This window comes from Peribacillus sp. NPDC097895 (genome assembly GCF_050277555.1).
In the GTDB taxonomy this organism is placed as follows: domain Bacteria; phylum Bacillota; class Bacilli; order Bacillales; family DSM-1321; genus Peribacillus.
The window spans coordinates 269,223-289,368 of sequence record NZ_JBNNSH010000002.1; the positions used below are offsets into that span (position 1 = coordinate 269,223).

At 38.7% G+C, this 20,146-nt stretch carries 22 protein-coding genes and 1 pseudogene; 7 read left to right on the forward strand and 16 right to left on the reverse strand.

What is annotated here, in order from left to right; all coding sequences use genetic code 11:
- Nucleotides 1-72: 72 nt before the first annotated feature.
- The 3 genes from ACQKMH_RS12590 to ACQKMH_RS12600 all read right to left on the reverse strand — a co-directional run bounded on the left by ACQKMH_RS12590 (nucleotide 73) and on the right by ACQKMH_RS12600 (nucleotide 3,473).
- Nucleotides 73-1,050, reverse strand: coding sequence for an alpha-ketoacid dehydrogenase subunit beta (locus ACQKMH_RS12590; RefSeq protein ID WP_061462266.1), 978 nt, complete (start codon nucleotides 1,048-1,050; stop codon nucleotides 73-75).
- 3 nt (nucleotides 1,051-1,053) lie between these two features.
- Nucleotides 1,054-2,169, reverse strand: coding sequence for a pyruvate dehydrogenase (acetyl-transferring) E1 component subunit alpha (pdhA, locus tag ACQKMH_RS12595; RefSeq protein ID WP_427587804.1), 1,116 nt, complete (start codon nucleotides 2,167-2,169; stop codon nucleotides 1,054-1,056).
- 641 nt (nucleotides 2,170-2,810) lie between these two features.
- Nucleotides 2,811-3,473 (reverse strand): YkyA family protein, encoded by a 663-nt coding sequence (locus ACQKMH_RS12600; RefSeq protein WP_427587805.1) that lies wholly within the window; start codon nucleotides 3,471-3,473, stop codon nucleotides 2,811-2,813.
- Nucleotides 3,474-3,689: 216 nt separating this feature from the next.
- On the opposite strand from ACQKMH_RS12600, the gene ACQKMH_RS12605 reads away from it, so the two are divergent.
- Both ACQKMH_RS12605 and def read left to right on the forward strand, forming a co-directional pair.
- Nucleotides 3,690-3,845 carry a YjcZ family sporulation protein gene (locus ACQKMH_RS12605; protein ID WP_427587806.1) on the forward strand — a complete coding sequence of 52 codons (156 nt, stop codon included), beginning with the start codon at nucleotides 3,690-3,692 and terminating at the stop codon, nucleotides 3,843-3,845.
- Between the two features lie 238 nt (nucleotides 3,846-4,083).
- Nucleotides 4,084-4,638: a peptide deformylase gene (def, locus tag ACQKMH_RS12610; RefSeq protein WP_427587807.1), complete on the forward strand. Its 555-nt coding sequence runs from the start codon at nucleotides 4,084-4,086 to the stop codon at nucleotides 4,636-4,638.
- Nucleotides 4,639-4,688: 50 nt separating this feature from the next.
- Here the strand turns inward: def and ACQKMH_RS12615 are convergent, their stop codons facing one another.
- Entirely contained in the window at nucleotides 4,689-5,456 is a 768-nt protein-coding gene (locus tag ACQKMH_RS12615; RefSeq protein ID WP_427587808.1) for a Cof-type HAD-IIB family hydrolase, read from the reverse strand.
- Nucleotides 5,457-6,413: 957 nt separating this feature from the next.
- Between ACQKMH_RS12615 and ACQKMH_RS12620 the strand changes: the two genes are divergently transcribed.
- Both ACQKMH_RS12620 and rnjA read left to right on the forward strand, forming a co-directional pair.
- Nucleotides 6,414-6,623 carry a DNA-dependent RNA polymerase subunit epsilon gene (locus ACQKMH_RS12620; RefSeq protein ID WP_427587809.1) on the forward strand — a complete coding sequence of 70 codons (210 nt, stop codon included), beginning with the start codon at nucleotides 6,414-6,416 and terminating at the stop codon, nucleotides 6,621-6,623.
- Between the two features lie 3 nt (nucleotides 6,624-6,626).
- Nucleotides 6,627-8,297, forward strand: coding sequence for a ribonuclease J1 (gene rnjA, locus ACQKMH_RS12625; protein ID WP_427587811.1), 1,671 nt, complete (start codon nucleotides 6,627-6,629; stop codon nucleotides 8,295-8,297).
- Between the two features lie 428 nt (nucleotides 8,298-8,725).
- On the opposite strand, the pseudogene ACQKMH_RS12630 reads toward rnjA, so the two are convergent.
- The 5 genes and pseudogenes from ACQKMH_RS12630 to ACQKMH_RS12650 form a co-directional block, all read right to left on the reverse strand.
- Nucleotides 8,726-8,836: pseudogene (locus tag ACQKMH_RS12630) on the reverse strand (IS1595 family transposase); the annotation flags it as partial.
- 295 nt (nucleotides 8,837-9,131) lie between these two features.
- The gene (locus tag ACQKMH_RS12635) at nucleotides 9,132-9,791 is read right to left on the reverse strand and encodes a potassium channel family protein (RefSeq protein ID WP_427587812.1); all 660 of its coding nucleotides are present in this window, start codon (nucleotides 9,789-9,791) and stop codon (nucleotides 9,132-9,134) included.
- Between the two features lie 67 nt (nucleotides 9,792-9,858).
- Nucleotides 9,859-10,983, reverse strand: a complete 1,125-nt coding sequence (locus ACQKMH_RS12640; protein WP_427588495.1) for an N-acetyldiaminopimelate deacetylase — start codon at nucleotides 10,981-10,983, stop codon at nucleotides 9,859-9,861.
- A gap of 74 nt (nucleotides 10,984-11,057) precedes the next feature.
- Nucleotides 11,058-11,768: a 2,3,4,5-tetrahydropyridine-2,6-dicarboxylate N-acetyltransferase gene (dapD, locus tag ACQKMH_RS12645; protein ID WP_427587813.1), complete on the reverse strand. Its 711-nt coding sequence runs from the start codon at nucleotides 11,766-11,768 to the stop codon at nucleotides 11,058-11,060.
- Nucleotides 11,769-11,893: 125 nt separating this feature from the next.
- A complete protein-coding gene (locus ACQKMH_RS12650) occupies nucleotides 11,894-12,778 on the reverse strand; it encodes a LysR family transcriptional regulator (RefSeq protein WP_427587814.1) in 885 nt (294 codons plus the stop codon).
- 112 nt (nucleotides 12,779-12,890) lie between these two features.
- Between ACQKMH_RS12650 and ACQKMH_RS12655 the strand changes: the two genes are divergently transcribed.
- Nucleotides 12,891-13,628 (forward strand): sulfite exporter TauE/SafE family protein, encoded by a 738-nt coding sequence (locus ACQKMH_RS12655; RefSeq protein WP_427587815.1) that lies wholly within the window; start codon nucleotides 12,891-12,893, stop codon nucleotides 13,626-13,628.
- Here ACQKMH_RS12655 and ACQKMH_RS12660 read toward each other — a convergent pair.
- From ACQKMH_RS12660 to ACQKMH_RS12675, 4 genes are all read right to left on the reverse strand, one after another.
- Entirely contained in the window at nucleotides 13,625-15,124 is a 1,500-nt protein-coding gene (locus ACQKMH_RS12660; protein ID WP_427587816.1) for an MDR family MFS transporter, read from the reverse strand. The genes ACQKMH_RS12655 and ACQKMH_RS12660 overlap by 4 nt on opposite strands.
- A 130-nt stretch (nucleotides 15,125-15,254) precedes the next feature.
- A complete protein-coding gene (gene cbpB, locus ACQKMH_RS12665; protein WP_230157540.1) occupies nucleotides 15,255-15,692 on the reverse strand; it encodes a cyclic-di-AMP-binding protein CbpB in 438 nt (145 codons plus the stop codon).
- Nucleotides 15,693-15,815: 123 nt separating this feature from the next.
- Nucleotides 15,816-15,962: a hypothetical protein gene (locus tag ACQKMH_RS12670; RefSeq protein WP_427587817.1), complete on the reverse strand. Its 147-nt coding sequence runs from the start codon at nucleotides 15,960-15,962 to the stop codon at nucleotides 15,816-15,818.
- Nucleotides 15,963-16,085: 123 nt separating this feature from the next.
- Nucleotides 16,086-16,325 carry a YkuJ family protein gene (locus ACQKMH_RS12675; RefSeq protein WP_034314086.1) on the reverse strand — a complete coding sequence of 80 codons (240 nt, stop codon included), beginning with the start codon at nucleotides 16,323-16,325 and terminating at the stop codon, nucleotides 16,086-16,088.
- A 183-nt stretch (nucleotides 16,326-16,508) separates the two neighbouring features.
- On the opposite strand from ACQKMH_RS12675, the gene ACQKMH_RS12680 reads away from it, so the two are divergent.
- Nucleotides 16,509-17,468 carry an MBL fold metallo-hydrolase gene (locus ACQKMH_RS12680; RefSeq protein WP_427587819.1) on the forward strand — a complete coding sequence of 320 codons (960 nt, stop codon included), beginning with the start codon at nucleotides 16,509-16,511 and terminating at the stop codon, nucleotides 17,466-17,468.
- 92 nt (nucleotides 17,469-17,560) lie between these two features.
- Complete coding sequence (locus ACQKMH_RS12685; protein WP_061462251.1) at nucleotides 17,561-17,794, forward strand: glutaredoxin family protein; 234 nt, start codon at nucleotides 17,561-17,563, stop codon at nucleotides 17,792-17,794.
- A 94-nt stretch (nucleotides 17,795-17,888) separates the two neighbouring features.
- Here the strand turns inward: ACQKMH_RS12685 and ACQKMH_RS12690 are convergent, their stop codons facing one another.
- From ACQKMH_RS12690 to ACQKMH_RS12700, 3 genes are all read right to left on the reverse strand, one after another.
- Nucleotides 17,889-18,362: a DUF3993 domain-containing protein gene (locus ACQKMH_RS12690; RefSeq protein WP_427587821.1), complete on the reverse strand. Its 474-nt coding sequence runs from the start codon at nucleotides 18,360-18,362 to the stop codon at nucleotides 17,889-17,891.
- Between the two features lie 186 nt (nucleotides 18,363-18,548).
- Nucleotides 18,549-18,776: a hypothetical protein gene (locus tag ACQKMH_RS12695; RefSeq protein WP_427587822.1), complete on the reverse strand. Its 228-nt coding sequence runs from the start codon at nucleotides 18,774-18,776 to the stop codon at nucleotides 18,549-18,551.
- A gap of 74 nt (nucleotides 18,777-18,850) precedes the next feature.
- Entirely contained in the window at nucleotides 18,851-20,056 is a 1,206-nt protein-coding gene (locus tag ACQKMH_RS12700) for an EAL-associated domain-containing protein (protein WP_427587823.1), read from the reverse strand.
- Nucleotides 20,057-20,146: the final 90 nt, after the last annotated feature.

The following is a 20,146-nucleotide window of genomic DNA, read 5'->3' on the forward strand; positions in this document are numbered from 1 at the left end:
CTTTATCTTGCATTACCGATAATGCGAAATTACTTTCCCATGAAGGACATTCATTCCCAATACTTAAGATTGTTAAAATTTCAAGACTTTAGTCGCCGTTTCAATAATGTCTTTATAATTAGGTAACCATACTGTTTCAGCTTGTGAAAACGCGAATACCGTATCAGCAGCCGCCACTCGCAGTACTGGTGCATCCAAGCTCAAAATGGCACGTTCGTTAATTTCCGCTACAACATTCGCTGCAATACCAGCTTGCTTTTGTGCTTCTTGAACAACGATAGCGCGTCCAGTTTTCTCTACAGAAGCAATGATTGTATCAATATCCAATGGAGATACAGTCCGTAAGTCGACCACTTCGACGGAATGACCTTCCTTAGCCAATTCCTCAGCAGCCTTGATGGATTCCTGTACCATCGCACCATAAGTAATAATGGATAAATCCGTTCCTTCTCTTTTCACATCCGCTTTTCCTAATGGAATTGTATATTCTTCTTCAGGAACTTCCTGACGGAAAGAGCGGTACAATTTCATGTGCTCAAGGAAAATGACAGGGTCATTATCACGAATCGCTGAAATCAATAAACCTTTTGCATCGTAAGGAGTGGAAGGGATAACTACCTTTAACCCTGGTTGCTGTGCCATTAAACCTTCTAAGCTATCAGCATGCATTTCAGGAGTATGAACTCCACCGCCAAAAGGTGAGCGAATTGTAACCGGCGCACTGTAACGTCCGCCTGAACGGTAGCGCATACGAGCAAGCTGACCGCTTACGGAATCCATTACTTCATATATAAATCCGAAGAATTGAATTTCAGGAACAGGACGGAAACCTTGTAAAGAAAGACCGACCGCTAATCCACCGATTCCAGATTCAGCAAGAGGTGTATCGAATACACGATCTTCGCCGAATTCTTTTTGAAGATTTTCCGTTGCACGGAAAACTCCTCCATTAAGACCAACATCTTCCCCAAAAACGAGTACATTCTCGTCATTTTTAAGTTCTGTACGTAATGCTTCTGTAATTGCTTGAATCATCGTCAATTGAGCCATGGCTTACTTCGACTCCTTCTCTTTATAAATTTCATATTGTTCTTTTAAGTTATAAGGCATTTCTTCAAACATGTTTTCAATTAGGTCTGTAACCTTTTGCTTAGGTTCTGCATCTGCCAATTTGATTGCTTCTTTAATATCTTCTTTTGCTTTTTCTATCGTTTCGTTCTCTAGTTCTTCATTCCAAAGTTTTTTGTTTTCCAAGAACTTGCGGAAACGCACCAATGGATCTTTCAGTTCCCATTCGTTATCCATATCAGAAGTACGGTAACGTGTCGGGTCATCCCCAGCCATCGTATGCGGTCCATAACGGTAAGTTAATGTTTCAATCAATGTTGGGCCTTCACCATTAATTGCACGTTCGCGTGCTTCTTTAGTTGCTGTATATACGGCCAACGCATCCATACCATCAACTTGGATTCCAGGAATACCTGCAGCCACACCCTTTTGGGCTAATGTTTTCGCTGCTGATTGTAAATCAACCGGAGTCGAGATTGCGAAACGGTTATTTTGCACGATGAAGATAGCTGGCGCTTTAAATGCACCTGCAAAGTTAATTCCCTCATAGAAGTCACCTTGTGAGGTTCCACCGTCACCCGTATATGTGATCGCTACAGCTTTTTTGCCGCGTTTTTTCAAACCAAGAGCCACTCCGGCAGCTTGGATATATTGAGCGCCGATAATGATTTGCGGGGAAATGACATTAACGTCTTCAGGAATTTGATTTCCCTTAAAATGTCCCCGGGAGAATAAGAATGCTTGCCATAGCGGAAGACCATGCCAAACGATTTGCGGAACATCACGGTAACCAGGTAGAATGAAATCCTCTTTCTCCAAAGCATACTGTGAAGCGATTTGAGAAGCTTCTTGACCGGCAGTCGGTGCATAAAACCCTAATCTACCTTGACGGTTCAGTGATATGGAACGTTGATCCAAGATGCGAGTATAAACCATACGACGCATTAATTCTTGCAATTGTTCATCACTTAAATCAGGCATTGCCGCTTCGTTGACGACTTCTCCCTCTTCATTTAAAATTTGAAAAGTTTCAAATTGTTCTTCCACTTTCTTAAGCTGATCTTGGATATTAATTTTAGCTTGCTTAGTTTTTTGAGCCATTTGGCACCTCATCCTTTCATTAAAAAGGTTTGCTATTATTATTCTATAAAGCAAAAATAGTTTGCTTTTTAGTTTTTGCAACAATGCATTCTTTTATTTTTCCCTTAAGACCAATCCCTCAAACGTGGATCTGCTTAATATGTCTCAATCTTATTCTGTACTATAAAAAAAATCAAGATATATGATACAAGAAATTTTTATAATTTAAGTTTACAAGAAGAAATATCCTCAAGTCAATCACTTGGAGTTCCTTATCTTTTTGATTTAATTGAATTCCCATTCCTAATTCTTCTCCACTGTATTAGTTTTGGTTTTATAACTGTACTAATAAATTGGCCTAAATTATCATATTGGGGAGGACGAAGGATAATATTTCATTTCCTTCGCAAATCCCATCGATTCCAAAACCGCTTTAAGTAAGGGCATTTGAGCAGGTAAGATAATATTCCAAAAAAATATTCAACCGCTTTCATTTCAGGCTGCTGTTTGATTTTCTATTTTCGTTTTTTTTTAGTACAGGTACTGAAATTTTTAATATCATCGGTTTGCTCAAAAAATTTTTTCCGGGACTTTTCTATCGATAAATGAACGGGATGCACAAAAATGGGCTGTGAGTGAGGATCACAGCCCATCATTAGTTATTATTTCGTTGAATCAGCCATTTCTATGCCAGAACTATCATAAAAACTTTCCTTTTTTTGATTGGATTTTTCCGTTAATGCATTAAATTGGTCATTCGCTTTCAAAACTTTTGTATAAGAGTTATTAATTTTCTCGATTTGACCTTGTAATTCATCCATTTTCAAATCCTCTTTTTTAAACAGTTCATATAATTCACGATCATAAACCAGACTTTGTTGATAGGCATCGTATAAGTCGTCGTATGTGCTGTAACGTTCACTCATGACTTTTTTCATTTCAGTCGCTTCTTTTTTTATCTTTTCATCTTCTATTTTTCCAATTTGTTCATCAATTTTTTTGAACTGTTCTTTTGACGATTGCATACTGCTTTGTTCCTTTTCAATTATATCCTCGCGTTCGTCGATATTCTTGGTCGCTTCATCTGAGAGCTCTATGATTTGTTGGTACTCATCCATTCCAAGTTTAATGATTTTCTCATACTGTTCTTTTTCCTTTTTCTCCAATTCATTGAGTGGCACTTGATTCTCGTTGAAATCACCTTCCTTTTCTGCCGTTTTCTCTAGGATCTTGTGGATTTTCTCTTCAGGCGAACCATTAAAACAACCGGTCATGATCGCTAAAGAAAGAAGTAAAATAACATATGGGCCAAAACGCTTTAACATAGACAGCTCTCTCCTTCTGATAGTTCTTCTAAGATTTATATTTCTCTAAATTTCTGTTTAAGCTGCAGACACTCGTACTAAAACATATTCCGAACAGGAATTTTTCATTACTGGGCGTAAGCCTACACCCTTTATATCATACTGCATAGGCTGTAGGGACCGTTTCAAATCAAAGTGGTCAACAAATTAACAATACAAAAACGGAGGTATGAAATTATGTATGGAGGTTACACCCAGGATTGTTGTTATCCGGTTTCCGTTGCACCCAGCTTTGGTTATGGTGAACAATGTGGTGGGGGCTTTGGTAGCGGCTTCGCCATAATCATTGTCCTTTTCATTCTGCTCATCATTGTCGGAGCTTGCTTATGCTAAACAGGTAATTTTTATTACCTTTACCCGAATATGATATCTATTTACCCTGTTTCACAAAAATGATGTATTTTTTTAAAAAGTACAACAAGATAATAAAATAATGGCTGGGATAGGGAATGATCAAATGATTCCATCCCTATCCCATTCTGTTTAATTAGACCAGTCCATTAACTTTCAGCATTTTTTTTGTTAAAATAACCCTATACATATAATAATAATTTTTATGGGGTGAAAAATTATGCTTACTATGGATGATTTTGTTAAAGAAGATGATCCTATTTTAAGGAAAGTCGCGTTGGAAGTCCCACTTCCGGCATCAGATGAAGATAAGCGAATTTTAGCCAGCTTGATGGAATATGTCCAAAACAGCCAAATGCCTGATATTGCTGCCCTATACGGGTTAAGAGCAGGAATTGGCTTGGCTGCACCACAGGTTAATGTGTCAAAAAGGATGATTGCAGTTCATTTGAAAGAAAAAGATGATCAACTGTATAGCTATGCACTTTTTAATCCTAAACTCATCAGTCATTCAGTGGAAAAAGCATACTTAACAACCGGAGAAGGTTGTCTCTCCGTTAATCGGCCCGTTTCCGGCTATGTGCCACGTTATGCTCGAATAACGGTAGTGGGAACGGACCTGGAAGGAAAGTCGGTTCAACTCCGCCTTAAAGGCACCGCAGCTATTTGTTTCCAGCATGAAATCGATCATCTTAATGGAATCATGTTTTATGATCATATCAATCAAGATGACCCCTATACCGTTCCGGAAAATTCCATCGCGGTAGAAAGGTGAGCGTAATAATCTAAAAACTCCCGTCTATTGTTTGACGGGAGTTTTTATTTTTAAATCAGTTCAAGTTCCTTCAATCCAAAAAGTATGCCATCGTCATCGACATCTTTCGTAACAAAGTCTGCCTCTTGCTTCAACAGTTGACCGGCATTCCCCATTGCCACGCCATATCCCGCTACTTTTAACATTTCAATATCATTCAACCCATCTCCGAAGGCATAAACGTCCTCGAGAGCGAACCCAACTTTCTCCATTAATATTTTAATACCTTCTGCTTTTGAACCTCCGAATGGAAGTACATCCGTAGAGTACGTATGCCATCTAATAAAATGAAAGTCATCATAGTTCCCAACAAAATTCCCTTCTTCATCTTCCGAGCAGAATAATAACGCTTGGTATATATCATGGTCCTCATAAAAATCAGCCATTTGTTCTGGGTGGGGGAACTTCAGACTGCTTAATGCATCTTCGATTCGATTATGATGGGGCACACTGGATTTCATTGTCTCCTCATTCATGAAAACGATCGGTATTTGATTATTTTCAGCATGTTCGTGAAGACGTTTTATCTCAAGTTTGTTCAAAGGATTTTTGTAAACGACTTTTCCTTCAAAAACAACATATTGTCCGTTGAAACTTACGAATGTATCTATGCCTAGCTCTTCCCTCAAAGACTCGAACATGAACGGAGCCCTGCCAGTGGCAATCGCCACAAAAACCCCGTTATCCTGTAGCTGCTTAACTGCTTTTTTCGTTGAGGCAGGTAACTTTTTTTCATGATCAAGCAATGTTCCGTCAATATCAAAAAATACGATTTTCACTAACGATTCACTTCCAATTCATTCATTTTTTCCTTTTTAATATGTACTCATTTAATAATTGTCATCAAGATAAGTCAAGTAACTCCACTGAATTCCACTCTCGAAGTTTAGTTTTTTATTCACGAATGAGCATATACTACTCTTATATAGTAGTAACCCTTAACTTCAGTTTAGTGCCTCGCCCTCCTTCTTGCCTCTAAAATCACAGTTACCAGTATTAATGAGCCTTTTTTTTCAAAAATGGACCAAGTACTTGTAAAGACATATTTACTTTATTGAATAATCCTATACAATAATAACTAAGGGAGTGTGATCGCCATGTTAAAAAAGCTTCGTAAAAAGCTTGTTAAACAATGGAAAGATCTTTTAAGAAAAAAATCTATCGCATGATTTGCCATTCATATTCTGCCATGGCCGTCATCCGTATGCGAGTTTTTTTCGGACAGCCCTTCAAAAACTTGCGGAGGGCTTCTTCCTTGTTGTAAAGTTCTTGATAAGCATTCTTTCTACCTTGGCTTTGTAAATGGCCAAGTGAATACATATTTCTATTTAGAATATGAGCCGTTGTCATTCCATGAAACGCTGTACCCAGTGGTACTATATTAATTATGAAAGAAATCGTTTGCGAAAAAAATGATTTTGTTTAATTAAGGTAAAGTGAGATAAACTGAATTCCGAATGAAAACGAGTGGTCAGAAACTTTCTTTGTCGATTTAAGTTTTACACATAGTAAAAACGGATAGGATAGAGGATAGAGGAAGCTACAATTGGATTGATACCCGAAATTGCCATCTATTTTTTATATACTTAAGACATTGGTATATTGAGTTCATCAAAACCCCTTCCGTTTTTATGGCGGAGCTGGGTTTATTTTTACATGATGTTGAAAAACATGAAAAAATTGTTGTTTTTATATATAATGAAAAAAGCAATGCAAACAAGTGAGGAGAGATTAAAATGGTTTTTAAGGTATACTATCAAGTAACCATAGCAGAGGTTCCCATCAGGGAGAATACTAAAACAATGTTCGTCGAAGGTGAATCCGTTCGTGACGTCCGTTTAAAATTAAAAAAAGAACCTTATAACGTCGAAATTGTACTACCTGTAACAGGAGCATATTTAGAATATGAAAAACAAAATGAAGATTACAAAGTATTGGAGCTATAATTTATGAAATTTGTAAAAAATGATCAAACAGCTGTATTCGCCCTGGGCGGTTTAGGCGAAATCGGTAAGAACACATATGCTGTTCAGTTTCAAGATGAGATCATCGTCATTGATGCTGGAATTAAATTTCCGGAAGATGAACTTCTAGGTATTGATTATGTGATTCCAGACTACAGCTATTTAGAGAAAAATGTAGATAAAATTAAAGGTGTTTTCATCACTCATGGCCATGAAGACCATATTGGCGGGATTCCTTATTTACTTAGAAAAGTGAATGTTCCTGTATACGGCGGAAAGCTAGCACTTGGGTTGCTTCGTAATAAATTGGAGGAACACGGCCTTTTACGCCAGACGACGATGATTGAAATCAGTGAAGATGAAGTGATTAAGTTCCGGAAGACTTCCGTCTCTTTCTTCCGTACAACTCACAGTATTCCCGATTCATATGGAATTGTTGTAAAAACGCCACCAGGACAAATTGTTCATACTGGTGATTTTAAATTTGATTTTACTCCAGTAGGCGAGCCAGCCAACTTGACCAAGATGGCTGAAATCGGAAAAGAAGGCGTATTGTGCTTACTTTCGGATAGTACAAATAGTGAAGTGCAGAATTTCACTATGTCAGAAAGCCGTGTCGGCGATACCATTCAAGATATTTTCCGCAAGGTGGACGGCCGGATTATTTTTGCAACATTCGCATCGAACATCCATCGTCTTCAACAGGTGGTTGAAGCAGCCGTGGCTAATGGACGTAAAATAGCTGTTTTTGGGCGTAGCATGGATTCTGCCATATCAATTGGCCAAGACCTTGGTTATATCACAGCGCCAAAAGATACATTCATTGATGTACAGCAATTAAATCGTATGCCTGCGAACAAAGTAACCATCCTTTGTACTGGCAGCCAAGGTGAACCAATGGCAGCTCTTTCGCGGATTGCAAATGGCACTCACCGTCAAATTCAAATCATTCCTGGTGATACAGTCGTATTTTCTTCTTCACCAATTCCAGGTAACACAATCAGTGTTTCCAGAACGATTAATCAATTATATCGTGCTGGAGCTGACGTCATTTCAGGTCCACTGAATGATATTCATACATCTGGGCATGGCGGACAGCAGGAACAAAAACTAATGCTTCGTTTGATCAAGCCAAAATTCTTCATGCCAATCCATGGAGAATACCGTATGCAAAAACTTCATGCCCGCCATGCAGTCGATTGCGGTGTCCCTGAGGAAAATTGCTTTATCATGGATAATGGTGAAGTACTTTCCTTAAGTGAAAACACAGCACAAATCGCTGGTAAAATTCCTTCGGGTTCGGTTTATATCGATGGAAGCGGCATCGGGGATATCGGTAACATCGTTTTACGCGATCGTCGGATTCTTTCTGAAGAAGGCCTTGTCGTTGTCGTTGTCAGCATAAATATGAAGGAATTCAAAATTGCATCCGGCCCTGACATCATCTCACGTGGATTTGTTTATATGAGGGAATCAGGAGACCTAATTAGCGATGCTCAATCCTTGATCACAAAGCATTTGAATAAAGTGATGGATCGCAAAACTACACAATGGTCTGAAATTAAAAATGAAATTACAGATACATTGTCTCCATTCTTATATGAAAAAACTAAACGCCGTCCAATGATCCTACCGATCATCATGGAAGTTCAATAAACAAAAAAACCCAGCCATCATTCGGCTGGGTTTTTCAGACTGTAGACAATCTCTATAATAATTGAGTTTGTCTACAGTTTTTTTTGTTTTAGGCCATGTTTAACTTGATTGTTGATTTCATTCAAATTAAAAAGCGAATAATTAATAATTGCCTCCCGAAAAATCCAAAAACACATTAATTAGCCCTAACAATATATCCGAAATAATAAGAATTATCATAATTGTAATGATACGTTGCAATGTAAGAACATAAACTTCTTTATCTTTATAACGCTTATAAAAAATCCATAAAACAATTCCTCCTGATAAAAAAACTAAATTAAATGCTAATATACAATCTTAAAAATAGTCAACTTTTCAAAAACACCTTCTCTTTTCTTCGTTGCGTTTGTTTCGTTTATTGGGTGTAAGCAACTTTCCACCGCAAACGTGCGAATACTACGTTCATCTGTATTAAAAGCAAGTGTATCCAAGAAATTAAACCAACCCAAATAGTGTTGCAAATATTTTGTTGCAACACCTTTGAATCGCATGATCCATGGTGAGCCATTTGGAAAAAATTATAGAAGAATCAGATCACCGGCGTCATAATGCAGGTGTAAATATGCGAAACGCAAAGTAAAGATATTGCGTGTATTCGTTGATGCAAAAGAAAAGAATGGTATTCGTAGGACTACTTTAAGGGGGCTTAAAAAATTATCGATGCAGCTATTCTCTATAACTGCTTCAAATCCAATAAAAAAACAAAGTTTCGGAATGAGACCATTCCGAAACCCTTTTGTTTTCCTTTGATAAAAGAAAGTGAGCGCTGTTCGATTTTAGCAGGACACTTTCTTATTCTACAATCTTTTTTTCGAAACGATTGATGTCTGAATCTGCTCCAATGACGATTAATATATCGCCTTTATGAATTAAATCGTTAGCTTGAGGAGAGACATTGATTTCATTCCCTCTTTTAATCGCAACGATATTCAGCCCGTAGTGGGCGCGGATATCCAGATCAAATATAGAATTGCCATTCATCTTTTGGCTTGCAACAATTTCAACGATGGAATGTTCATCTGAAAGCTCCAAATAATCAAGAATATTGTTGGAGCCCATTTTATGCGCAATCCTTCTCCCCATATCTCTTTCGGGATGCACGACAAAATCAGCTCCGATTTTTCGAAGCACCTTCTCATGATAATCATTCTGCGCTTTTACCGTAACATTGCCGACACCCAATTCTTTAAGTATAAGAGTTGTCAATATACTCGCCTGAATATTCTCACCTATTGCAACAATGACGTGATCGAAATTACGAATCCCTATGTTTCTCAGCACATTTTCATCAGTGGTATCCCCTACTACGGTATGTGAAGCAATTCTGGCGAATTCATTGACACGATCTTCATCTGCATCGATAGCCAGAACTCCTAATCCTTCTTCAGCTAACGTTCTGACTATACTGCCGCCAAAACGGCCGAGTCCAATCACTGCAAATTCTTTTTTCACAACAAGCCCTCCTACATCATTCGTTCTTTCCTTTTAGCATGATTTAAATTCCAGTAAGGAAGAACAGTTAAGCTTCGTTTCCTTTAAACGTTATATAGTTAGTTAAATGGTTAATTGCAAGTTCAATGGCATCTTCATCCGGACATAACTTAGCATGGTGCAAACCATATTCTGATGATACACCTAGCCAAAACATGAAACCCGGAATCTCCTTTAACATATATCCAAAATCTTCACCTGTCATCGCTTCAGTGCAGCGATGCAGATGAACGGAAGATGACTTCTCCGTAAACTCCATGAATTCCTGGGTCAAAAGTTCTTCATTATACACCTGGTGGTACATCGCACCATAGTCGATTTCTGCCAAGCATTCATAGCCAACTTGTATGCCGTCGACAAGCGCTTTTATTCTCGACTTGACCTTTACCATCGATTCTGGGTTAAGCGTGCGTATTGTACCCTCTAACCGCGCTGTCTCCGCAATAATATTTTGAACGGTTCCTCCTGTAATCTTCCCAACTGTAATGACAGCTGAATCAAGTGGATTGACATTCCGGGAAACGATGGTTTGTAGCTGCCCGACAAGAGAACAAGCAGCAATGACCATATCCTTTGTTTCATGTGGGTAAGCTGCATGCCCCCCTTTCCCTTTCAAATCGATGAATAATTCAGATGTATTGGCAAATAAAAGGCCTTCTTTAACGGCGATCGTTCCAACTGGATACTCTGGAGCAATATGCAAGGCAAGAATCATATCCGGTTTCCATTTTTTCATGGTATCCGATTTCAGCATCGGTTCAGCTCCGCCAGGTCCTTCTTCGGCCGGCTGGAAAATGAATAATAAGTCATCATCGATCGGATTCTCGGTGAAATAGGTTAATAACCCCAGACCGATGCTCATATGAAAATCATGTCCGCAGGCGTGCATATATTCTTCATGGGTGGATGCAAAAGGCAATCCGGTTTCTTCTTTAATCGGCAGACCATCTATATCAGCTCGGTAGCCAATTGTTTGCCTCGGGTTCCTTCCCTTCACTTTCACGAATATCCCTGTTCGCCAAGTTTCTATCTCGATACGCTCCGAGGCTAAATTCGTTATGTAATTCAATAGATACTTCTGAGTCTTGAATTCCTTAAAACCTATTTCCGGAATTTGATGCAAATCACGCCGGATCTCGGCAAATGGATTTATTTTCACATTATTCCCTCCCTATACAGAAAGCGTGGATAAAATTATCCACGCTTTTGACAATATTCACGTAAGAATTAAAGTTGACGAAGTTCTTGCATGATCTCTGTTTTTGACTTGGTTTTTTCATCAATTTGTTTAATGACCTTTGCCGGGATACCAGCAGCCACAGAGTATGGAGGAACGTCTTTTGTTACAACGGCACCGGCCGCTACAACTGAACCTTGACCGATTTTCACTCCTTCAAGTACGACCGCATTAGCTCCGATCAAAACATCGTCTTCCAAGATGACCGGTTGTGCGGAAGGAGGCTCGATGACACCTGCTAAAACTGCACCAGCACCTACGTGACAGTTTTTACCTACTGTTGCACGTCCGCCAAGTATTGCATTCATGTCAATCATTGTACCTTCGCCAATGACAGAGCCGATATTGATTGATGCACCCATCATGATCACTGCGTTGTCACCAATCGATACTTGATCACGGATTATAGCGCCAGGCTCGATACGGGCTTTGATGCCTTTAAGGTCCAATAAAGGAATGGCAGAGTTACGGCGATCGTTTTCTACTACATAATCCTCGATTTTAGTTCCCGCAGCCTTGATTGCCTCTTCGATTTCAGACCATTCACCGAATACCACACCTGTATTCCCTGTAATGAAAGTTTTAGAAGCCGTTCCAAAATCCATGCCTTCTAATTCGCCTTTGACATATACCTTTACTGGTGTCGATTTCTTACTATTTGAGATAAAAGCAATAATCTCGTTTGCATCCATTTTATTCATTCCGGGTAAAACCTCCTAAATATGTATCATTACTCGTTTTAAATTTAACAGACAACTGTCTGCAAGACAAGCTGAATGTCACGACAATATATTATTCTGCCCTATTGACATTGGCGTCATCGGACCTATAACATTCCTTGGTCGCGAATATGTTCTTTCACCACTTCAGTGAATGCTTGGACTTGCTTTAACTGGAAAGCAGATTCATAGCCGCAAAGCCATGTATCCCGTTCTATAGAATGATTATGCCCATCTAAAAGTGGGATTTTAAAAATATTCGTATCTTTATCATGTAAAGTGATGGCAGGCAGGATCGCATAACCTATACCATTGAACACCATTTGTTTGCACGTTTCGATTTGATCCACGACGATGGTGTTTTTTGGTGTCGTTTTAAATTGCCGATGCCACCAGTCCTGAATTTCCTGATAATAATTCGAGTCACTTTTAAATTGAATGAATGGCCGGTCCGTTTCGAACACCTGATTCAGTTCCTTCATTTCAGTATCGACCAAATAAAGCATATCTGTAAACAAATGCTGTTTTACCCCTTTCCAATCCGGGGCTCCCCTTATGATGCCAATATGTACTTGGCCTTCATACAAAGACTTTAAAATCTCACTGCTCCAGCCTGTGATTAAAGAAATTTTAGCATACGGATATTTTTGGACAAACTTTTTCAATACTTGCGGCAGCCAGTTTTGACCGACAATCGAAGCACAGGCAATTTTCAAAGTGCCATATACTTCATGATCCATAGCTTGGATACTTTCCCTTACTTTTTCTTCTTTTTCTATTACCTCATTGGCCAAACGAATCACCGCTTCTCCTGCAGGAGTCAACGATAGTCCTTTTTGTGAACGCAGAAACAGTTTCGAGCCCCAATCCTTTTCTATTGATTGTAAACGCTGTGATAACGCCGGTTGGGAAACGAACAACCGCTCAGCAGCTTTTCTCATATTCATTTCCTGAGCAAGTACGGATAATAAATGAAATTCTGAAAACGACATATACACCAGCCTCTTGATAATTAATTCTTATGATGATGATTTAAATTATTTAAATTTAATTATCAACAAAGTCCGCTTATAATACAAGGGAAAAGAAAAGGAGTGATATCCATTGACGATCATTTTATTGCTGGTCATCAGTTTTGCAGCATCCTTCGTAGGCACCTTGGCTGGCAGCGGCGGTCTTATTGGCATGCCATCCCTCCTATTGATAGGGTTACCGATCCACCAGGTTATTGGTTCCGTCAAGTTTTCGAATATGTTTTCTTCTTTTTCCAGTTTTTATACTTTATTCAAGAAAAAACAGTTAAAACTGAAGGATGCACTCAAATTGATCCCCTATGCCTTATTCGGTGGTTTTTGTGGTGGTCTGCTTGCTAATTCATTCTCTGAAAAGATGATGAATTTGTTAGCCATCTGCCTTTTGTCGATCGCTTTGATCATGAACTTCATCAAGAAACCAAAACCCTCTACTGAACCGATTTGGCACCTTCCAAAAAGAGTTTATCCAACCCTATTCGGAATCAGTGTTTACGACGGAATGTTCGGACCAGGACAGGCCACCATGCTTATGTATACCTTTTTAAGAAATGGAGCCACTTACCTTCAATCCCTGGCCTTTACCAGATTTCAAACTTTCATCAGCTGTACAGCTGCATTCATCACCTATTTCATTGCCGGTAACCTTGCATGGGAGATTGCCATTTATTACACGATTGGCTCCCTTATCGGATCACAGCTAGCCTTACGCGTGGCTCAGAAAATTTCTACCCGACAGTTGAAATTCATTTTACATATGGTCACGATCGCCCTATTGATCCAATTGATTATCCGCGTCGCATTTCCTTAATGATTCTTTCTTAGTCTCGTTAGTAATATGAAGCTGATTACAGAGAAGATTAGAACAATGATATAAATCGTCTGTAGAGACAGGGTGAGTCCTTCCTGTAAAACCTTTACCACATCTTCAGGAAGCAACCTGCGTTCTTCACTGTTCAACAGTTTATTTGCCGTATCAATCGTCACCCCCGAGCCTGCTGGTGCATGCTCGTTTAAATAAGCTTGAAGTCTCGTATTCATGATTCCTCCAAGTAAAGCTGCGCCTACCGTATTTCCTAAATTACGCATGAACATATTAGATGCTGTCGCAATCCCCCTGCGTTCCCAGCTGACGGTTTTCTGAATGACGACTAGGAATGAAGTCGAAGTCAAGCCCATCCCCACTCCCACAAAGAAGGATCCCATGGCAGCCATAATCGGCCCTGCTTCTGGCTTCATCCATACTAGGATGATGCTCCCAAGGATCAATGCCCCCCCTCCAAGCAGCGAAGTTGATTTGAATCCTATTTTCATCAATAACCTGCCTGAAATCATCGATGCGATTGGCCAGCCAATTGACATGGCCGTCAATGTAAAGCCAGCTACAGTTGGCGAACGTTCCATCACACCCTGAACGAATGTTGGAAGAAAACTCGACAATCCAATCATCATTATTCCAGTCGTCAGAGAAACAAGATTTGCGATCAAGATGGAGCGCTCCTGCCAGATTTCAAATGGCATCATCGGTTCGGCTGCTTTCTTTTCCTGAAGAATAAACATAATAAAGGCGATGATGGCCACTGATGCTAAGGAAATGACCGGAGCTGAAGCCCATGACCATTTTACCCCTCCTTCTACAAGGATCACCATAAGAGTAGATATGGATAAAGTCAGTAGCGTTGCACCCAGGTAATCGATCTCACGTTTTTTCTTTTCAATATTTTCATGAAGGAAAAGCCAAATACCAATAAAAGATAGTAAGCCCAAAGGAATATTCACCCAGAATACAAGCTTCCAAGTAAGGGATTCAACGAGCAAGCCGCCTAAAGCCGGCCCCATGACCGCAGAAATGCCCCATACACTTGATAGATACCCTTGAACGCGTGCCCGCTCTTCATTTTTATAGATATCACCTACAATCGTGGAAGCTACAGGAGCTACAGCCCCCGCCCCAAAACCTTGTACGAAGCGATAAATAATGAGTTCAGTCATGGAATTGGCGATGCCACAAAGAAGGGAGCCTATTAAGAAAACAACGATTCCGAATAATAAAACAGGTTTTCTCCCCAGAATATCGGATAACTTTCCATATATCAAGACTGTCACGGCATTCATTAACAAATAACCTGAAAACACCCAGCTGTAAAGAGAAAAACCACCCAAATCACTTACAATCGCCGGCATTGCTGTCGAAACGATCGTTCCTTCAATAGCATTCATAAACATAGCCAACATGATGGCAGCTAAAATGAATGGACGTTTCAATTTTTTATTCTGTACTTTTGTACGATCCAATGCTTGTACCAATTTTCGCATCCTTTCCAAATTTGCAATAGCAGTATATAGGTTTTACCTGCACCTGAAATAAATATGTAAAAAAAGAAAACTCGCCAATTGGCGAGTCGTGAGGTTACCCATAATGTTTAGCCATGCATATTCATTCAGCTGTATTTTGTTTAAATACCTTTTTCAAGATTGCTCTTCTCGTTAAGATACCTTCAAATACATGATCGTCATTCTCCACACAGACAAAAGGATGATCTATTAACAATTCCACACCCTTAGTCAATGTATCTTCAATATGCAGGCGAGGTATGTCTATATTCATTATTTCCGAAACTTTTTTATTCTCAAGATTATCAAATTCAATTCGTTCCAGTCCCAAGATTGAATCAAGAATGACTGGTGTGCTAATTAAGCCATGCAATTTATACATCGGATCTAAAACAGGAATGGCCGTATATCCACTCTTTGTCAATACCAATAGCGCATGTTCTAAATTATTGGTTACCTGCACGTGGGCCACGCGTTCAGAAGAAATCATTAAGTCTTTAACGCTGGATTCCAATAAATCCCCATCATGAGTACCGATCATGTTAAAACCCCTTACCATATGTTTTTATATACAGCTCTTTCTATAGTTTAACATATGTAAGCAGAAAAGGCTCATTCCTAGACCAATAAAAATCCCAAACTGTGGGATTTTTGCAAGAGATCCTTATCCCTTACTAGTTTTAATATTAACCTGCTTAAAACCGCATTCCGGGCATTGATAAATCACATTTTGGTTGGATTGTGCCGTCAAAACATGATCCATTTCCCTTTCCTCACCGCAAACAGGGCATATTACCATCGGATTTTTCATTTACATCCCTCCAATTAATAAGATGTCGTTAAAATCACTTCTTCATTCAAAAAGTGAAAAGGGAACGGCTTCATATAAAATAAAAAGCCGCTTCCAAAAGGAAGTCGGCTTTTCGTGATTTTCTTAGGATTGAAGAAGATCAAAGATTTCAATGGTAATCATATCAATATTATCGAATTGATATTTTGATGATTTCCCTTTATCACTGTATACTTCAAGCTCGAACATTTCTGTTTTGCTGAAATATGTAACTTGGCACTTTTTCACACCATCTATTTCAAAAAAACGTTGAGCAGATTCAGATTCCTTTGCTTGCTCTTGAAGACTTTTCAATCTGGTAAGAATGCCCTGTAATTGAGACATACTCCCTCTCCTTTCTGAATAAAACCTTTTCGATAGGTTTCACTATACCATACTTTTCTATCCAGTATCCACGCTGAAATAAATTCAGAATAATTTAAAACTTCATTCTTTACATGGCACTATTAACAGAATAAAATAAGGAATGGATTTTGTACATGAAAAATTTTCTGGAGGTAGATTCCATTGCAAAACATTAGTGAACTTGGTTATCGCATTTCTTTGATTGACGGTTTTGATTTGGATAGAAGAAATCGAACAGGAACATATGTTATTGCCGATACAGACATCACTTTAGTTGAAACTTCCGCCAGCCCTTCCATCCCCCATTTATTAAAGGGACTAGATGAGCTGGGAATCGCCCTCGAGGATATTACATATATCATTCTTACCCATATTCATTTGGACCATGCAGGTGGAGCTGGACTTTTTTTACAACATTGCCCGAACGCCAAAGTGATCGTTCATCCGAAAGGAGCAAGGCATCTGGAAGATCCAACACGCTTGATCGCAGGGGCCAAAGCTGTCTATGGCGAAGAATTCAACGAGCTGTTCAATCCGATTTTACCTATACCATTTGAAAGAATGATGACGAAGCATGATAGGGACACCCTACAAATCAGCGATAAATCCTCGTTGATTTTTTATGACACCCCAGGGCACGCAAACCATCATTTAAGCATTTACGATTCCGTTTCTAAAGGGATATTTTCAGGTGACACCGTAGGTATCTACTATCGTGAACTCGATGATGACGGTTTGGAATTTTATTTACCTTCCACATCACCAAATCAATTTAATCCTGAAGCAATGCTTGCCGCAGCAAAATTGTATGAAAGCATCGGCGCCGAGCGTATATATTTTGGCCATTACGGAGTATCGGAAAATCCAAATGAAGTTTATAAACAGCTTCATTACTGGTTGCCTAAATTCGTCGAGACTGCAAAATCGGCATATAGGGATTATAATTCCTTTGAGGAACAGGTCGCAGCAACAAGTAAAAATCTTTTCACGGAGGTCACGGTTCATTTAGGGGAAAAAGGAATTACAACTGACCATCCTGTTTTTGAAATCATCGCCATGGACTTAAAGGTTTGTTCCATGGGATTGATAGATTATCTGGTAAAACAGGACAGTAAAAAGTAAAAGGGTCTTCAAGTTTTTTTCCTATTCAAATGTCTTGGCTTTCTCTATAATGAAAAAGTAAACCATACCTAAAGCAAACATGGAGGAATGAAATGAAAGACGTTACGCTTTATACCCAGCCTGATTGCCCTCCCTGCAAAATCATGAAAATGTTCTTTGATGATAATAATGTCGTATACAAAGAAAAAGATATTAAAGCAGATGGACATGCACGTAAAGAACTAACGAATAAATATGGCGCTTATTCCACACCAACGGTCGTCATCGATGGGAAAGCCATTATTGGGTTTGAACTTGACGAAATAAAAAAAGAACTGAATATATAACAAAAAGTCTAGAGAAGGCTAACCTCCTCTAGACTTTTCATGTTCGCCCTCCATGTTTTCAACTTTGACGAGCTTTCCTAAAAAAAATCTCATTTCACTTTTCGTACTTTACATTATTTACCTTCCAAACGCCATTTTCTTTTTTCAATGTAACTGATTCAACATGTTTTTCCATTGATACAGGGCCGTCCCCAGATTCTTGGAATTCTTCCTGAACATAAATGAATTCTCCATTTTCCCCATATACAACTTCTGTATTCTCATCGTAACTGAAAAATGGGATATAATAGGGTGCAAAATCCGATCCAAATGCAGTATACCCTCCATCGACTTTCACTACATTAGCTTGAACGAACTTTTCTATGAAATCATCTGTAAAATGTTTATCCAACTTCCCTTTAATCGCCTCTTTCGTACGTACTTCCTCACTGATCGAGCCTTGATTATCCATTGCATCTTGCACTAAAGAAAGTACTTCCTCTCTATGTAAGCCCTCCGCTGAAGCTGTGAACCCGCCTCCTAAAAAAAGAAGAACACTGGCTAGACATGCAACTAAATATTTACTCATTCCTATCAGCTCCTAGTTATAGTATTTATCTCCTAATGGTTCCTATTACTGCCTATGTATTTCAATACCCGTCCAGAACAAAGCCAAACTACAAAATGCCAAAGTCTTATGATATCCTGCTACAGATGATTTTTTCTTCACATTAAAAAAAGAAGATTCCATGGAAGTGAAATCTCCTTCTTACATTTATTGAAATGCATAGTAAAAAATAAAACCGGCAACCAAAATCGTTCCAACAAAAAGAGAAACGAATACCGGGTTTTTTAAATAAGGGTGTTCCTTAACAGAATCATCGAGAGTTGAATCATATCTCGCTTTCACTTTCTGTGACCTTGCTACTGAATAAGTATAATAGAGCAAATATAAAGCCATGATTGTTACAATTATGAGTAATATCCAGATGTAGGTGCTCAAAATATGTCTCCTCCAAGCGCATCATTTCTGCTTATCGTTACACATTTCGAGCGATTATATGCATGGATGTTTTTCTATAAAAGTGCGTCATTTTCATATAAATAACTATAAGAAAGATCAAAGAAAATGTATTCCTTATTATTAAGAGGATATGAAAAGGTCCTGATGGTTTCGCCTGATTCGATATCACTATATAAATCGGATAAAATTCCTTTTTTCTCATTGCGCATCTTTACTATATTTTCGAGAAAATAAGGTCTCCAGCTCCAATTTTTATTCATATAACTCGGTTGGACTAACCATTGTCCGTCCTTTTGAAGGATATTGGGTGATTTTTGATATCCCTCTTCATCACAAATATAAAGCCGAAAACATATGGAATCCAACTTTTTCGCTAAAATACCGAGAAAATCTTCATGGGAACCGACACTCTTTTGCTGTTTTAAGAAGGTTTGCATATTTTCATTGAACTGCAAAGTCTTTTGATAAACGGCTTCAAGCTTCTTCGTTTCAAGTGAAATGAAGGACTGGCATTCTTGATGGAATTTTTCACGAAGTAAATCTTTATTAATGAACTCGCCTTCCGGTTTAGCCAAAAAATACCCTTGATAATATCGTCCCCCGTTCTTCCATGCAAAGCGAAGCTGATATTCGGACTCAATGTTCTCAAAAAGTAAATTTGCGCCGATTTTACGTGCAAGCATGCTAAGAGAAAACAAGATGACCTGATAGGCATCTCCACCTGAAATGCGAAGCTGATCCAGGTTAACTTTTAAAATATTCGGGGAAATCTGCGCAATTCGGTCCAATTGCGTATCTTGTCCTAAATGATCCAAGGCTATTTTAATTCCATAAGTTTTAAAATAAGCGAGCACATGCTGTAAAGGATCAAAGTTCTCCGGACTGATCGTGTCTGATAATTCCAGCACAATCCGGTGCATTTCCTCAGGTTGAAAATGACGATGTAAAATCTCCATGAATTCTTCGCCATGATCCAGCATAAGCAAATTTGGATCTCTGTTAATAAAGATAAGAAAATCTTCACCGTAGTCTTTTATTCTTTCCAAGGCTATTTCAAGAACATAATTATCCACTTCCACCCTGTACTCTTCAGGCACTGTAGAATCGTGAAAAAAAGGGCCAAGGCTTTTATATTCAGATTGTTCCTCATAGCGCCCTAAAATTTCATATCCGATTACCTGATGTTGATCTGCACTGAAAATCGGTTGAAAGAATGGTGTCACCCTGTCTAAATTCTTTAATATCTTTTCTGTATCCATGATGCATCTTCCCCCTAATTACGAAACACCAATATGCAAAAATTATACCATTAGTTTCTAGCATTGATAATAAATAATTTAAATTCCTAT

Excerpts from the sequence above, each read along its gene's own strand:
- ACQKMH_RS12590 (WP_061462266.1), bottom strand. The coding sequence starts at position 1,050 with ATGGCTCAATTGACGATGATTCAAGCAATTACAGAAGCATTACGTACA.
- pdhA (WP_427587804.1), bottom strand. The coding sequence starts at position 2,169 with ATGGCTCAAAAAACTAAGCAAGCTAAAATTAATATCCAAGATCAGCTT.
- ACQKMH_RS12600 (WP_427587805.1), bottom strand. The coding sequence starts at position 3,473 with ATGTTAAAGCGTTTTGGCCCATATGTTATTTTACTTCTTTCTTTAGCG.
- ACQKMH_RS12605 (WP_427587806.1), top strand. The coding sequence starts at position 3,690 with ATGTATGGAGGTTACACCCAGGATTGTTGTTATCCGGTTTCCGTTGCA.
- def (WP_427587807.1), top strand. The coding sequence starts at position 4,084 with ATGCTTACTATGGATGATTTTGTTAAAGAAGATGATCCTATTTTAAGG.
- ACQKMH_RS12620 (WP_427587809.1), top strand. The coding sequence starts at position 6,414 with ATGGTTTTTAAGGTATACTATCAAGTAACCATAGCAGAGGTTCCCATC.
- rnjA (WP_427587811.1), top strand. The coding sequence starts at position 6,627 with ATGAAATTTGTAAAAAATGATCAAACAGCTGTATTCGCCCTGGGCGGT.
- dapD (WP_427587813.1), bottom strand. The coding sequence starts at position 11,768 with ATGAATAAAATGGATGCAAACGAGATTATTGCTTTTATCTCAAATAGT.
- ACQKMH_RS12650 (WP_427587814.1), bottom strand. The coding sequence starts at position 12,778 with ATGTCGTTTTCAGAATTTCATTTATTATCCGTACTTGCTCAGGAAATG.
- cbpB (WP_230157540.1), bottom strand. The coding sequence starts at position 15,692 with ATGATCGGTACTCATGATGGGGATTTATTGGAATCCAGCGTTAAAGAC.
- ACQKMH_RS12670 (WP_427587817.1), bottom strand. The coding sequence starts at position 15,962 with ATGAAAAATCCGATGGTAATATGCCCTGTTTGCGGTGAGGAAAGGGAA.
- ACQKMH_RS12675 (WP_034314086.1), bottom strand. The coding sequence starts at position 16,325 with ATGTCTCAATTACAGGGCATTCTTACCAGATTGAAAAGTCTTCAAGAG.
- ACQKMH_RS12685 (WP_061462251.1), top strand. The coding sequence starts at position 17,561 with ATGAAAGACGTTACGCTTTATACCCAGCCTGATTGCCCTCCCTGCAAA.
- ACQKMH_RS12690 (WP_427587821.1), bottom strand. The coding sequence starts at position 18,362 with ATGAGTAAATATTTAGTTGCATGTCTAGCCAGTGTTCTTCTTTTTTTA.
- ACQKMH_RS12700 (WP_427587823.1), bottom strand. The coding sequence starts at position 20,056 with ATGGATACAGAAAAGATATTAAAGAATTTAGACAGGGTGACACCATTC.